Consider the following 12,766-nt stretch of genomic DNA (forward strand, 5'->3'; position numbering starts at 1 on the left):
AGCCACCCTAAAAAATTCGTAGGCGCGCGCTATTCGGCCCCGCGCGGGTCGGGTCGCCATTTCGCGCTGCCTTCGGTGCGGCACCACTGGCTGGAAGGAGAGGTGAGCTGGCCGCCATTCGCGAACAGCGTGTAGCTGACCTGCCGGCATTCTCTCTTGCCGTAGGTTACCGGTTCGCTGACGAGCACATAACCGCGCTCGCCGTCCTCGCGCCAAAGCTCGGCCTCGCCGCTGCGCAGGGCGCGGGATCTCGATCAACCGAACCCGGTCTGGGACCGCACTATGATCTTACAGCGAGTTGAACTACCGGATTAGGTGTATCGACCAGTTGGGCCGTCTCCGCAGCACGTTGCAATGCCCCGCCAAGCGGCACTCTCCCGTCCTGAGACACCGCCCCATGCGCCAATCGTGCGGGATATCTAACCGGCCTTCCTGCTGGAGCAAAGGTCTTGCCACATTGTCACCCAAAGGGGCATGTGTGAGCATCGGCTAGTTATTTGTGACTCAATCACACGGTTCGTCCACGTAGCGACGAGCAACCTACGTGAATTCGGCTTTTCTCGGAGAATTTCCAAAATACCGCCTATTCTTTCTGACAACGCTGCTCGGTCAGAGAACAGGTGTATCAACTTATGAAATTAGTTATCTTGGGCAACGTTTCGAAGACATCCTATTGCAATCTGGGCACGAATGGTTGAATCAGGTATTTTCGACGCTTGCTCTTCAAGGTCTTGCCTGATCTGTTGGCTCGATTTGTTTTGCTCAGTTCCAATTTTTTCAGCTTGTCGCCTGTAGCGATTGCGCATTTGCCGCATTAATTGCTTCTGATTGTCGGAAAAGCCGCCATTATTAAGAAAGCGGTCATTGATTTCACCAAGTGCGATATTACACCTAAGGGCTAGTATATAAGGCCCAAGATCGTCTTCAATTGCCCTAGTGCTTCCGATCGAAAGAGTTTGCGCCGCTTTCATCTGTGCAGCATCTACAACCTTCCGCGTCGGCTCTTCATTCTCGAGAGTATCCGCGGAGTTGCAGCCCCCCAATGGCATAATAATCGCAGCGAGGAACGGTAGGAGTGAAAAATTCTTCATTCGCTCTTTACTAGAGTACAAATCGGTTTGCTCCAACTGGCTAATTGTTTAGAGGCACCCGAATGTCTCGCCCTATCGCGCGCACCGATCTGTCCTCTAGACTGTCTTTCTGGACACTCGCTGCCTTCCTACTGATTTTGTGGATGGCAGGCGGAGCCTCGCGCGCTGACGCGCTAGGCCAAACGGTAGTGCGTTTCTCAGCATGGATCATGGTGATCTGCGTGGTGCTGTTTCTGCCACAAATTAAGTGGCGTAAAATTCAAGTGCCACTCATGCTCTTCGGAGCAGCAGCGCTACTCGTGGCGATTCAATTAATCCCCCTGCCGCCATCTTTATGGATAGCCCTTCCTGGCCGTGAGGTATTAAAAGCAGCGGCATTAGTGATAGATGAAGAGCAGCCCTGGAGGCCGCTTTCAATCTCACCAACTGCAACCTTCAATGCGCTAAGCTCGCTGATCGTGCCGGCATTGGTGCTTGTGCTAACGGCAGGACTAACGCGAGTTCATCACTGGCGCCTCATTACCTTGCTGCTCTGCCTCACGTTAGCCGCAGCCTTATTGGGTCTTCTGCAATTCTCAGGCGCTCAATTCGATCATCCCTTGATCAACGATATGAGGGGAATGATCAGTGCCAATTTCGCCAATCGAAACCACTATGCGCTCTCACTCGCCATCGGCTGCTTGCTAGCGCCGGTATGGGCCTTTCAAGGGGAAGACGTTCGATGGAAAGTCTTCGTGGGTGTTGGCCTGGTTATACTGTTCGCATTGATGATACTTGCTACCGGATCCCGAGTTGGAATCGTGATTGGTCTGATTGGCGTGGCCCTGGGCCTTGCGATCGTGCGTCGCCGCGTTTCTCGAGAATTTAAGCGCCTCCCTCGTAAGTTTGCAGTCACTTTGGCTATCCTGGCGATCGCCCTCGTCGCAGGTGCCCTTTTGCTCAGCATCAGCTTGGATCGTGCGGCTTCTATTGATCGCATTTTGACGCTCGATGCGAGGGATGATCTTCGTGCAGGAGCCACCCCGATCGTAATCGACATGATCAGGCAGTACTTTCCAGTCGGAACGGGCTTTGGCACTTTCGATCCAGCTTTTCGGATCAGTGAGCCGGATTTTTTCCTCAGACCTGCCTATTTCAACCATGCTCATAATGATTGGTTGGAAATCGTGCTCGACGGAGGGTTGCCCGCACTAATACTGCTCATAGCGGCGTTGATATGGTTCGTTCGCCGCAGCCTTGTCGTATGGAGGCGGCACGACGAGATGGGCTCCAAACTAGAGCAACTTGGCTCAGCAATTATTTTATTGGTAATGCTTGCCAGCATCGTTGATTATCCTGCTCGCACGCCTATGATCATGGCCATCCTGACTCTTTCTGCAGCTTGGTTAGCGCGGAATGGGCGCAGTGCGCAACAAGAGGGCGGCGGTTCGCGGTAATGATCCGCGCGTGCTTTACGAAACTTTTATGACTTTTATAAAGCTCCCTGCTCTCGCCAGATTGGAATTGCCTTACATCATGCACAAGACTTGTGTTTTCCTATTGGCATCGCTGATGCTGTCCGGCTGTGTGAGGGGAGCTCCGCCGCTCGTTTCAACCCCAAATCTCACTGTGGTCGAAGGTGCTACTGAATTGCCAGTACCTGCGCGAACTGATTTAACTGCCGGTGCGCGCCTGGCGTTAATAGGGCCTCTTGATACTATAAGCATAGATGTATTCGGCGTACCCGAACTCGAACGTCAGATACAGGTGGATGCTAGCGGCGGAATATCTATGCCTTTAGTGGGTGAGATGAATGCTGGTGGCAAAACTGCCGCCGAACTCGCAGAGGATATCGAAGTCGCATTAGCTGGACGTTATGTCCGCAATCCTGACGTAACCGTAAATATCAATAGCTCGGTCAGCCAGGTAGTAACCGTCGAGGGGCAGGTCGTAGAGCCAGGGCTCTATCCAGTAACCAATCAGATGACATTGTTGCGCACCATCGCTTCTGCCAGAGGTTTAAACGAATTCGCCAAAGAAGAAGAGGTCGTGATCCTTCGCAAGGTAGATGGGCAACGGCTGGCCGGTTTGTACAACCTAAACGCGATACGCCGGGGCGCCTATGATGACCCGCCGATATATGCGAACGACATAGTTATTGTGGGGGATAGTCCGCAACGGCGCCTGTTCCGCGATATTGTGGCGACAGCTCCACTATTGGTCGCACCCCTCGTCGCGCTCCTTAATTAAATCTGGCCAAGCCTAATGAATGAAATTTCCTTGAAAATCGATGAGCCCCATTCAAGCCCAGCAGGCATCCAGAATGCGGTTGCCGACGAGGCTGAAAAGCCTTCTACGCTTCAGCATTATTTGCGCGTCGCCCTACGTTGGCGCTGGATATTAATTGGCTTGACACTGGCGGGGATGATACTTGGCCTCGTCGTTACATTGTTGATGACGCCAAAATATATGGCCGAAGTAACGATCGAAATTTCGCGCGATTCTGACCAGGTAACCAATTTTCAAGGCGTAGAACAAGAGGTCAGCTTGGCTGATCAAGAGTTCTATCAAACACAATACAGCCTTCTGGAGTCCCGCACATTGGCTGAACGAGTTGCGAGAGAGTTGCAGCTCGTGGACGATCCAGCGTTTTTCGAGATGTTCGGCGTGGATGGCGACTCAGACGTAGCCTTTAGCATGTCGAACGGTCGATATACGGCTCAGGGCCGCGCCTACCGACAGCGAGTTGCGGGCCAAATCCTTTTAGAGAATTTGAGCGTAGATCCTATCCGCTTGTCGCGACTAGTTGATATTAGCATAACTAGCCCCGAGGCCGGTTTCTCCGCACGGGTTGCCAATGCCTGGGCCGAAAATTTCATTGAAACCAATCTGGAACGTCGAGTTCAATCGACCTCGTATGGTCGCGATGTTCTGCAACGACAGCTCGCAGAATACAAAAACAGGCTCGACGAATCGCAACGTCAGCTCGTAACATATGCTTCCAATCAAGAAATCATTAATTTGCCGGCAGGTTCGAGCAGCGACGGAACAACCCAAGAGCGCTCAATCCTTGCTGACAATCTGGTTGCCCTCAATGCGGAGCTCGCTCAAGCAACCGCTGATCGGATTCAAGCTGAAGCACGATTTAGTCAGACCGGTGGAGAAAACTCAGCCGAGGCACTGGCAAACACTACCGTAAATAACTTACGGCAGCGCCGTGCCGAACTGGCTGCTCAGTATGAGCAATTGATGGTCAAATTTGAGCCGGGATATCCTTCGGCTCGAGCGCTTCAAGAACAGATTGAAGCGCTCGACCGGTCAATTGCAAAGGAAGAAGCGCGCGTATCTGGCACCTTGAGAGGTGAATATCGACAAGCGGCTCAGCGTGAAAGTGCTCTGCAGGCTAAGGTGAACACTCTTAAGCAGGACTATCTCGACCTGCGTAGGCGCTCGATCCAATACAATATTTATCAGCAGGAAGTGGACACCAATCGGTCCCTATACGACGGGCTGCTCCAGCGCTTTAAAGAGATTGGTGTTGCAGGCGGTGTAGGCGTCAACAATGTCTCTATCGTTGACCTTGCTGATGTGCCGCAAAATCCTTCCAGCCCACGTCTTTTGCTCAACCTTTTAATCTCCACTCTGGCAGGGTTCATGCTTGGAGTTGGTGTGGCCCTGGGCTTGGAACAGTTGGATGAAACAATTGCGGATCCAACGGAAGTTCAGCGCCGCCTTGGTCTCCCGCTACTTGGCTCTGTTCCCAAGGTTAGAGATGAAACTCCCAAAGAAGCGTTGCTGGACGCTAAATCTGAACTTCTTGATGCGTATCTGACCGTACAAACTAATTTGGGCTTTACCACTGAACGTGGTGTGCCGCGCAGCTTTGCGGTTACCTCGACGCGCCCGGCAGAAGGCAAGTCCACTACCGCATTGGCTCTCGCCACCACGTTGGCGCGAGCTGGGCGTAACGTTATTCTAGTGGATGGCGACATGCGTTCGCCATCCGTTCATCATCTGGGCGGGGTGGATCATAATCGAGGTCTTAGCAATTTCCTCGCTGGCGAAGACAACATCGAGAGTTTGACCTTTGGTATGGATGACCTCGGCTTCACGGCCATGTCCGCCGGACCAATTCCACCCAATGCAGCCGAACTGCTTACTGGAAATCGTCTAGCTTTACTGGTCGAGAGGTTGCTTGAAACCTATGATCATGTCGTAATTGATAGTCCTCCTGTACTAGGCCTTGCAGATGCGCCTTTAATCGCCAATCGTGTTGAAGGCGTGATCTACGCCGTGGAATCGCATGGCATCCGGTCGACGCAGGTTAAAACCGCGCTGAACCGCTTGAAGGGCAGCAAGGCTCATGTGTTCGGCGGCGTGTTGACCAAATTCGATGCGCGAAAGGCGCATTATGGATACGATTATGATTATGGTTATGGCTATGGCCGTGACGAGGACCGGACTGAGTTAGCCTGATGGCCAAGCGGCGTCCGAAGGTATCCTCGAAAAGGTCTCGAACGGAATGGGCGTGCCGTGGCGCTCTCGCCCTTGCTTCGGTCATATGTGGTTATTTCAGCGTTAGCAGTTCTCTTGCCCAAGCTATTGAACGAGCTGACCCTGTTCGCGCGCATCTCATGGCACCGTACGATGGAGTGTTGACTGCCTCGGCAGCTGAGCACCAGTTTACCTTGTCAGCCGAAGCAGATGCCAATTCGGAATCTGCTCGTCTTGCTCGGCTTGCACTGCGGCAAGATGCGACAGCCACCAATGCACTCAACGTTATGGGTCTACAGGCCCAGATGCGTAACGCCACTGAGAAAACTCGCGAAATTTTCCGTTACTCTTTGCAACTTTCACGGAGAGAACTTCAACCTCAGCTTTGGACCATTGAGGAAGCAGTAAGCCGAGGAGACATTGAGGGTGCGCTTCGCGGTTACGATATAGCCTTACGCACTTCGTCGCGAGCAAAGCGAATTCTTTTCCCCGTGTTGAGTACAGCGCTAGCAGAACCGCGAGTCCGAGCCGAACTTTTGCCGATCATTGCGACCAAACCAGGCTGGTCCGGCGATTTCTTAGAACATTTGGTCAACAACAGTCCTGATCCACTGGCAGCTCAAGCTTTCATTCAAGAGACAGAAAAACGGGGCTTGGTGATCGCGGACGACGATCGGGCATTATTGGTAAATTCCCTGGCAGGTAAGGAAGGATACGAGGAAGCATGGCGCTACTATAACGCCTTTCGTTTGGACGCTAAGCGCAACCACTCCCGCGATCCTCGGTTTGATATGGCGCTAGGAGTTCGAACCCTCTTCGATTGGCGCACAAGTGAAGATCCGAAGCTTTCTGCAGTCATCCTTTCGGGAGAAACTGGCGGGTTACTCGACTTCGCAGTGCCGCCGACAATCGGAGGTGAGCTCATGAATCAAACACAGCTCTTGGCGCCGGGTAGATACAAGCTTGAAGGTCGCAGTAGCGGGATCGACCAACCCGAACGCTCGCAGCCTTATTGGGCGCTACTTTGCCGCAACGGACGCGAATTGGGCCGAATATCCATTCCAAACTCCGATCAGCGCAACGGTAAATTCGCTGGTGAATTCGAAGTGCCCCCCGGTTGCCCGGAGCAACTGCTGGTTTTCGTCGCCCGTGCGTCCGATGCGGTTAATGGTCTATCGGGACAGATTAATTATGCTGCCTTGAGTCAGATCAATGAGGCGAAGGGAAATGATGAATTTCAATGAGATTTCTGCCCTGTTTTTGGAAAGTAGGGGTGCAATGACGTTTGCGATATGTCTTGCTTCGGGACTAACCAGCCCGGTTGCCGCCCAGCAGTTACCAAATAGCGGCTCCCCTGCGCCAACGGCTGTCGAGTCACAAGCAGAAGGTCTGAACGGTGTAGGACGCACTTCAGACACTGGGATTGGCGAAGTCGGAAGACGAACTGCAGGACCTGCTAACATCAACCCATTGGATCGCCTAAACTCTCGCATTCAGAACCGGATTCAAAATCGGCTGCGTACACGAATTGATCGTGATTACGATCCCATGGACGGGGTTGCCTCGCCTTTTGACAAAGCAAATCGCGCAACGCGTAAAAACCCGCCAAATTAGAGGTTTTTCGTACCGTAATTTAGGTCGGGCTTGGCCGGAGTTTTTCAAGAATCGTGCCCACAGCGGCAGATGATGAGTAGTTTTTTGCGAACAACTGCCTGCATCTTTCGCGGATTTTTGTGTTGTCGAAATCCTGGTTCAGCAAGTTCTCAATACGTTCTGCTATCTCAACAGAACCGCCTGCCTCGATCACTTCACCAACGGCATTATCTTTTATCAATGCCGCTAAATCATTATCTCGATTGATACTTGCGATAACCGGCAACCCGCACTGCATGTACGTCAGGAACTTGCCTGGTATATTATGTGACTTGTGCCGTGGGTCGAGGGAGACAATTCCTGCATAGCACTGACGGTAGAGGTCCGGTATTTCATCGGGATCGATTTCGTCGAAGAACACCATATTGTTAAGATCGCGAGCCTTCGCCTCACGCCGTACTCGATCACGCTCGCTGCCACGGCCGACTAGCAGGAAACCTAAATCTTTTCGCGCTTTCAGTCGGTCCGCGGCCTCAAGAATAATGTCCATATTCTGCGCGACACCCATGTTCCCAGCGTAGACAAACACCTTACGCCCAGCGAGTACCGTATCGGCTATGCTTATAGAACAAGGCTTGGTGCCTGGCGCCCCAAGCCAGTTGGGCAGCACTTCCAGAACGCGCGTTGATCTTTGCTTCCACTGCTCGAAATAAGGCAGGTTTCCCGCAGTCTGGACACCGATCACATCGGCAATCGAGTATTGATAGCGTGCGACAGACTTGAAAAATTGGAAGGTAGGCCCACGCCCTATCAGCTGCATGTCAGCTGCCCATTCAGGAAAAATGTCTCGAATGATCAGATAACTCTTACAACCGCTTTCCGACTTCAGTGCCCTTACGAGCGGAGCGTGGAAAATCGATGGTGAATACCAAATGATGCCATCCCACTTTTGCTGCGCGAGAGGGCTAGCGCGTAGACTGCGCAACATTGCAAATGGCATAGAGAGCTCGTTCAAAGTGCGACGGGCATAACCAATGTCCTTGGTTCTCGGTGCGCGCAGACGAGCCACTTGCGCGCCGTCGAATTTCTCGATCCGCCAGGGTTTTTGGCTTGTTAGTTCTGGTGCGGGAAGCATCACTGTAAGCTCATGACTTTGAGCTGCGAATTCCCTTGCCAAGTCGCGCAGCTGGATTGCACCAGAACTTCTGAAGGGAGGGAATGTATCCGCTATTAAAGCCAGTCGCATCGGTTGTTCAGTACTTCTTCCATGTCACACGATTGACGTAATCGGTATAAGAGTGAATTATTCGAACAACTTTTTCGCTGACATTCGGCATAGCGTAGTCACCAACCAAGCGGAGACGCCGTTCATCGCTAAGACCTTGGCTTTCTATGATCGCAAGGCCTTGCCGCACACGATCTACAGAAAGTCCGACCATCATTACCGACGCTTCTTCCATTCCCTCTGGTCGCTCGTGTGCTTCGCGCAAATTGAGGGCTGGGAAGTTGAGTATTGAAGATTCTTCAGTAATTGTGCCGCTATCCGAAAGGACCGCCTTGGCATGAATCTGAAGTTTAACGTAATCCAAGAATCCTAGCGGCTTCATCAAACGGATAGCAGGATGAAAAGTGACATCTGTCTCAGACACTCGGTTTCGAGTACGTGGATGAGTGGAAACAATTACCGGTAGCTTATAGTCTTCGGCTACCGCATTTAGCACGGAGACAAGCTGACCGAAGCTTTCATCTCCGTCGACATTTTCTTCGCGATGGGCGCTGACAACAAAATACCTGCCTGCCTTCAAGTCCAGCTTCTCAAGTACGTTTGAGGCGCGGATTTGCGGCAAATAGTGATGCAAGACCTCATACATGGGGCTTCCAGTCTTGATAACTTGATCTGGTGGATAGCCCTCACGAAGAAGATGTTCGCGTGCGATCGCGCTATATGTAAGGTTAATATCTGAAATATGGTCGACAATCCGCCGATTTGTTTCTTCCGGTACTCGCTGATCGAAGCATCGGTTGCCCGCTTCCATATGAAAAATCGGTATTTTTCGACGTTTTGCGGCGATGGCTGCGAGACAGCTATTGGTATCACCAAGTAAAAGAACCGCGTCCGGTAGATGGTCGAGCATGGCTTTATCCGCTGCAGCTATCACCCGGCCAATCGTTTCTGCCGCTGAACCACCTGAAGCATTCAGGAACAAATCTGGTTCCCGCACTCCCAACTGTTCGAAGAAAATCTGGTTAAGCTCGTAATCGTAGTTTTGGCCCGTATGGACGAGAACCTGATTGCAAACCTGATCAAGTCTTTTGATGGTTAGCGAAAGGCGAATGATCTCCGGGCGAGTACCCACGATGGTCATGACTTTTAGCTTTTTCACTTCACATTCCCTGCACGCGATTATTGTTCTCAGGGCCACGCATTGGTAATCGAAGCTTGGTACAACTTGGATTAATACCCCGATTGCATTGATATTCTTTACTTAGATTTATTGTTTATGGTCTTGGTACATCAGGTTGACCAATTCGGGCCAGGGTGGGGCGACATATCCGGTGGCCTTTCTGAAGCGTTCGGAATTGAGTGATCTATCAATATCGACCGCTTGGTCAGGTACGATACTGACTTGTTTTCCATAAATATCAGCCACCAATGACAGGAGATCATATTTGCTGATCGGTTCAGCTGAGAGGTGATAAACTCCGATTAGCTTTGGGTTTCCTATCACCAGATCGCGGATGATGCGCGCGACAACGATCGTGGGGAGGCCGGAAAAAATGGCCTTTTGATATCCTTTGACTGGGCCGTATTGGCTCAAAAACCAGTCAACCAGACTGTAAGTACTCTCCAACTCGTGGCCAATTATCGAGGTTCTGAGCGTTACAGTGTGAGGGTAATTAGTCTCACCCAAGTATTTCGTCCGACCGTACAAATCTTCAGCATCAGCAAAGTCGCCCTCCCTATAATCACCCTTACGCCCCGAAAATACGCAATCGGTGCTCATATGGATGAGTCTCGCCCCTGTCGCCGCGCAAAGCTTAGCAAGACGATGTGGAAGCATGGCGTTAATAGTAAGGGCGGTGAGTGGGTCGGCCGCCGACTTATGCTGCTTGATGATACCGACACAATTAATCACCGTAGTCGGCTGAACGCTGGCGAAGGCAGAAATGAGGGCGCTGTCTTGCGTAACGTCGACATCGCTAAGAAGCTTCTCGCGCTGGTCAGCAGTAAAGTGAGAGGCTTTAGCAGGAGAGCGAAGGGTCCCAGTCGTGAGCAGTCGACGGTCCTCTGCGAACAAACGGAACACAGCGTTGCCCAACATTCCACCAGCTCCAAGAACCAGAATTCGTGGTTTAACTGTATCTTCCATTTAACAGGACGCTTCCGCTAAGTCGGCTCGCGCCCCCTCCTTTTCTTAAGGTTTCGCCATCACAAACGAGGTTCGCTGGTGAAGTTATTCCTCAGGCTCTACGTACTCGCCGCGCATAGCTGCACGAATGAAAGTTAGTTTTTGAAGCAGGGCCTGCATACCGGATACATCGAGACGAGTGGTATTTTGCGAGTTGTAATCTTCCGCTTCCGATATCTTTATTTCACCTTTCTCGAAGAATTTATCGTAATTTAGATCACGAAGGTCCGGGGGGACTCTATAGTAATCGCCTAAATCCTCCGCAGCAGCCATCTCCTCACGGCTTAGCAAAGCCTCAAATCGCTTCTCGCCATGTCGAGTGCCGATCGTATTGATCGTGTGATCAGGGGCCCCTAGGAGGTCGGTTAGCGCTCGAGCCAGTGTCGAGATCGTTGCCGCTGGGGCCTTTTGCACGAAAATTTCGCCAGGCTTCGCATGCTGGAATGCATATAAGACTAAGTCCACTGCATCATCGAGCGTCATCATGAACCGGGTCATTTCGGGATCTGTAATTGTGATCGGCTGCCCCGCGCGAATTTGGTTGGTGAAGAGTGGAATCACTGACCCACGCGAGGCCATCACATTGCCATAGCGCGTCGCGCAAATCATTGTACTTTCAGTGACGCGCGATTTGGCAACGATTACCTTTTCCATCATCGCTTTGCTGATTCCCATGGCGTTGATGGGGTAGACAGCTTTATCGGTGCTGAGGCAAACAACGCGTTCGACGCCAGAATTGATCGCGGCTTCCAGCGTGTTTTCAGTACCCAAAACGTTGGTCTTAACCGCTTCTAAGGGATAGAATTCGCACGACGGAACTTGCTTGAGCGCCGCGGCGTGGAAAATAAAGTCACTACCGCGGACGGCATTCAGTACTGATTGATAGTCGCGAACATCACCGATATGAAATTTAAGTTTCGGGTCATTATACTTCTTGCGCATATCGTCCTGCTTCTTCTCGTCACGACTGAAGATGCGGATTTCGCGCAGATCTGAATCAAGGAAGCGCCGCAATACAGCATTTCCAAAGGAGCCGGTGCCCCCAGTTATTAGCAGAGTTTTATCGGTGAACATCAATGCTCCATATGTTCCAGTCAACCGGCATTGAGCAACGCCAGGTATTGCTTTGCCCGCTCGCTGGGGCTTGCAAAGGCGAATGCGTGATTTTGTGCCGCGCGCAAGGCTTTTTCGTCAAACCCGTCGCCCTCGAACATTTCAGCTATCCGCTCGGCAGCCAACTCTGGGATCAGCGGATCGAAATAGACAGCATGCTCCTTACACACGTCCCTGTTAAACGGGCGATCAGAGGCAAACAAGGGCTTTCCCATCGCCATCGCTTCCAGAGGAGTGGCGGAAAAGCATTCGAGCAGCGAGGGGAAGACCACCGCATCTACCGAGCGGTAGAAATCTGGGCATTGCGCCACTGATAGGGGGCCAACATTTATGCAAACTTCCCGAAAGTTTGGCGTGCAAGCCGCCCATTCAGCATCTGTGAAGGTGACGAAAAAACGCGCGTCAATGCCGTGGGCACCGCTAAGATGGCGGACGATATCCGGAAAAATCCTGGTATTTTTATGCATATAATTCCGTCCAAGAAACCCTAGGCGCAAGTCGCAGTCAGCAGGCGGTAGCGTGACTGATCGCCAGACTTGTGGCTCAGTGTATATGGACGAGAGGCTATTATGCACCACCTGTATCCGCTCGGCTGGAACATTCAATGCTTGCACAAGACCAGCTTTCACGTGCTCGAGCTCAACAACCAATACATCGGCGCGTTCAAAGAATCCCGCCTGGACTTTATATTTCAACCATTCCCTAAATCGTTCTGCCGCTGGCAAGCGTTCATAACACTCATTTTCCGGATAGATGATCCATGGTTGCGCGAAACCGACGATGTTGCGGAAGCGTGGTTTCCAGCGGTAGAGGGGCCCAAATACCGTGAATACAGTGTCCGATGCGTCTAATACTTCGCGCGCCGCCCGGTTGCCCAAGTCGAGGCCGTGGACGTCGAGAATGCGGTAGCGATTTCGATCATAACGGTCGCCTAATGTGGCCGCGACATTACGGGCCACCTCGCTCGACATCACCACCTCCACACTGCCGTGCTCATCCATAGCGGTGAGCTCTGAAATGAAGGATGCGGCTACTTGGACGCCTCCGCCTACATGTAAGTTGGCGGCATTAATGAGTTGCTTCATG

General features: G+C 51.9%; 12 protein-coding genes. 5 read left to right on the forward strand and 7 right to left on the reverse strand.

Annotated features, from left to right (window positions below; all coding sequences use genetic code 11):
- Window positions 1-29: 29 nt before the first annotated feature.
- Both ACYQ0G_RS08165 and ACYQ0G_RS08170 read right to left on the reverse strand, forming a co-directional pair.
- Window positions 30-188, reverse strand: coding sequence for a hypothetical protein (locus tag ACYQ0G_RS08165; RefSeq protein WP_460101513.1), 159 nt, complete (start codon window positions 186-188; stop codon window positions 30-32).
- Between the two features lie 450 nt (window positions 189-638).
- Entirely contained in the window at window positions 639-1,091 is a 453-nt protein-coding gene (locus tag ACYQ0G_RS08170) for a hypothetical protein (protein WP_460101514.1), read from the reverse strand.
- Window positions 1,092-1,279: 188 nt separating this feature from the next.
- On the opposite strand from ACYQ0G_RS08170, the gene ACYQ0G_RS08175 reads away from it, so the two are divergent.
- From ACYQ0G_RS08175 to ACYQ0G_RS08195, 5 genes are all read left to right on the forward strand, one after another.
- On the forward strand, window positions 1,280-2,527 hold the full coding sequence (locus ACYQ0G_RS08175) for an O-antigen ligase family protein (RefSeq protein ID WP_460101516.1): 1,248 nt from the start codon (window positions 1,280-1,282) through the stop codon (window positions 2,525-2,527).
- A gap of 10 nt (window positions 2,528-2,537) precedes the next feature.
- Window positions 2,538-3,320, forward strand: a complete 783-nt coding sequence (locus ACYQ0G_RS08180) for a polysaccharide biosynthesis/export family protein (RefSeq protein WP_460101518.1) — start codon at window positions 2,538-2,540, stop codon at window positions 3,318-3,320.
- 30 nt (window positions 3,321-3,350) lie between these two features.
- Window positions 3,351-5,546 (forward strand): GumC family protein, encoded by a 2,196-nt coding sequence (locus ACYQ0G_RS08185; RefSeq protein WP_460101520.1) that lies wholly within the window; start codon window positions 3,351-3,353, stop codon window positions 5,544-5,546.
- Window positions 5,547-5,704: 158 nt separating this feature from the next.
- Window positions 5,705-6,808, forward strand: a complete 1,104-nt coding sequence (locus ACYQ0G_RS08190) for a hypothetical protein (RefSeq protein WP_460101522.1) — start codon at window positions 5,705-5,707, stop codon at window positions 6,806-6,808.
- Window positions 6,792-7,178 (forward strand): hypothetical protein, encoded by a 387-nt coding sequence (locus tag ACYQ0G_RS08195; protein ID WP_460101523.1) that lies wholly within the window; start codon window positions 6,792-6,794, stop codon window positions 7,176-7,178. The genes ACYQ0G_RS08190 and ACYQ0G_RS08195 overlap by 17 nt, the downstream gene beginning before the upstream one ends.
- A gap of 19 nt (window positions 7,179-7,197) precedes the next feature.
- On the opposite strand, the gene ACYQ0G_RS08200 is transcribed toward ACYQ0G_RS08195, so the two are convergent.
- The 5 genes from ACYQ0G_RS08200 to ACYQ0G_RS08220 form a co-directional block, all read right to left on the reverse strand.
- Entirely contained in the window at window positions 7,198-8,403 is a 1,206-nt protein-coding gene (locus tag ACYQ0G_RS08200) for a glycosyltransferase family 4 protein (RefSeq protein ID WP_460101525.1), read from the reverse strand.
- Between the two features lie 7 nt (window positions 8,404-8,410).
- The gene (wecB, locus tag ACYQ0G_RS08205) at window positions 8,411-9,541 is read right to left on the reverse strand and encodes a non-hydrolyzing UDP-N-acetylglucosamine 2-epimerase (protein ID WP_460101526.1); all 1,131 of its coding nucleotides are present in this window, start codon (window positions 9,539-9,541) and stop codon (window positions 8,411-8,413) included.
- A gap of 108 nt (window positions 9,542-9,649) precedes the next feature.
- Window positions 9,650-10,528 carry a dTDP-4-dehydrorhamnose reductase family protein gene (locus ACYQ0G_RS08210; RefSeq protein WP_460101528.1) on the reverse strand — a complete coding sequence of 293 codons (879 nt, stop codon included), beginning with the start codon at window positions 10,526-10,528 and terminating at the stop codon, window positions 9,650-9,652.
- Window positions 10,529-10,612: 84 nt separating this feature from the next.
- Entirely contained in the window at window positions 10,613-11,641 is a 1,029-nt protein-coding gene (locus tag ACYQ0G_RS08215) for a polysaccharide biosynthesis protein (RefSeq protein ID WP_460101530.1), read from the reverse strand.
- Window positions 11,642-11,661: 20 nt separating this feature from the next.
- Window positions 11,662-12,765 carry a glycosyltransferase family 4 protein gene (locus tag ACYQ0G_RS08220; protein ID WP_460101532.1) on the reverse strand — a complete coding sequence of 368 codons (1,104 nt, stop codon included), beginning with the start codon at window positions 12,763-12,765 and terminating at the stop codon, window positions 11,662-11,664.
- Window position 12,766: the final 1 nt, after the last annotated feature.

It is taken from the genome of Qipengyuania triglochinis, assembly GCF_054655615.1.

Coding starts and splice junctions, on each gene's coding strand:
- ACYQ0G_RS08170 (WP_460101514.1), bottom strand. CDS start 1,091: ATGAAGAATTTTTCACTCCTACCGTTCCTCGCTGCGATTATTATGCCA.
- ACYQ0G_RS08190 (WP_460101522.1), top strand. CDS start 5,705: ATGGCACCGTACGATGGAGTGTTGACTGCCTCGGCAGCTGAGCACCAG.
- ACYQ0G_RS08195 (WP_460101523.1), top strand. CDS start 6,792: ATGATGAATTTCAATGAGATTTCTGCCCTGTTTTTGGAAAGTAGGGGT.
- ACYQ0G_RS08200 (WP_460101525.1), bottom strand. CDS start 8,403: ATGCGACTGGCTTTAATAGCGGATACATTCCCTCCCTTCAGAAGTTCT.
- ACYQ0G_RS08210 (WP_460101528.1), bottom strand. CDS start 10,528: ATGGAAGATACAGTTAAACCACGAATTCTGGTTCTTGGAGCTGGTGGA.
- ACYQ0G_RS08215 (WP_460101530.1), bottom strand. CDS start 11,641: ATGTTCACCGATAAAACTCTGCTAATAACTGGGGGCACCGGCTCCTTT.
- ACYQ0G_RS08220 (WP_460101532.1), bottom strand. CDS start 12,765: ATGAAGCAACTCATTAATGCCGCCAACTTACATGTAGGCGGAGGCGTC.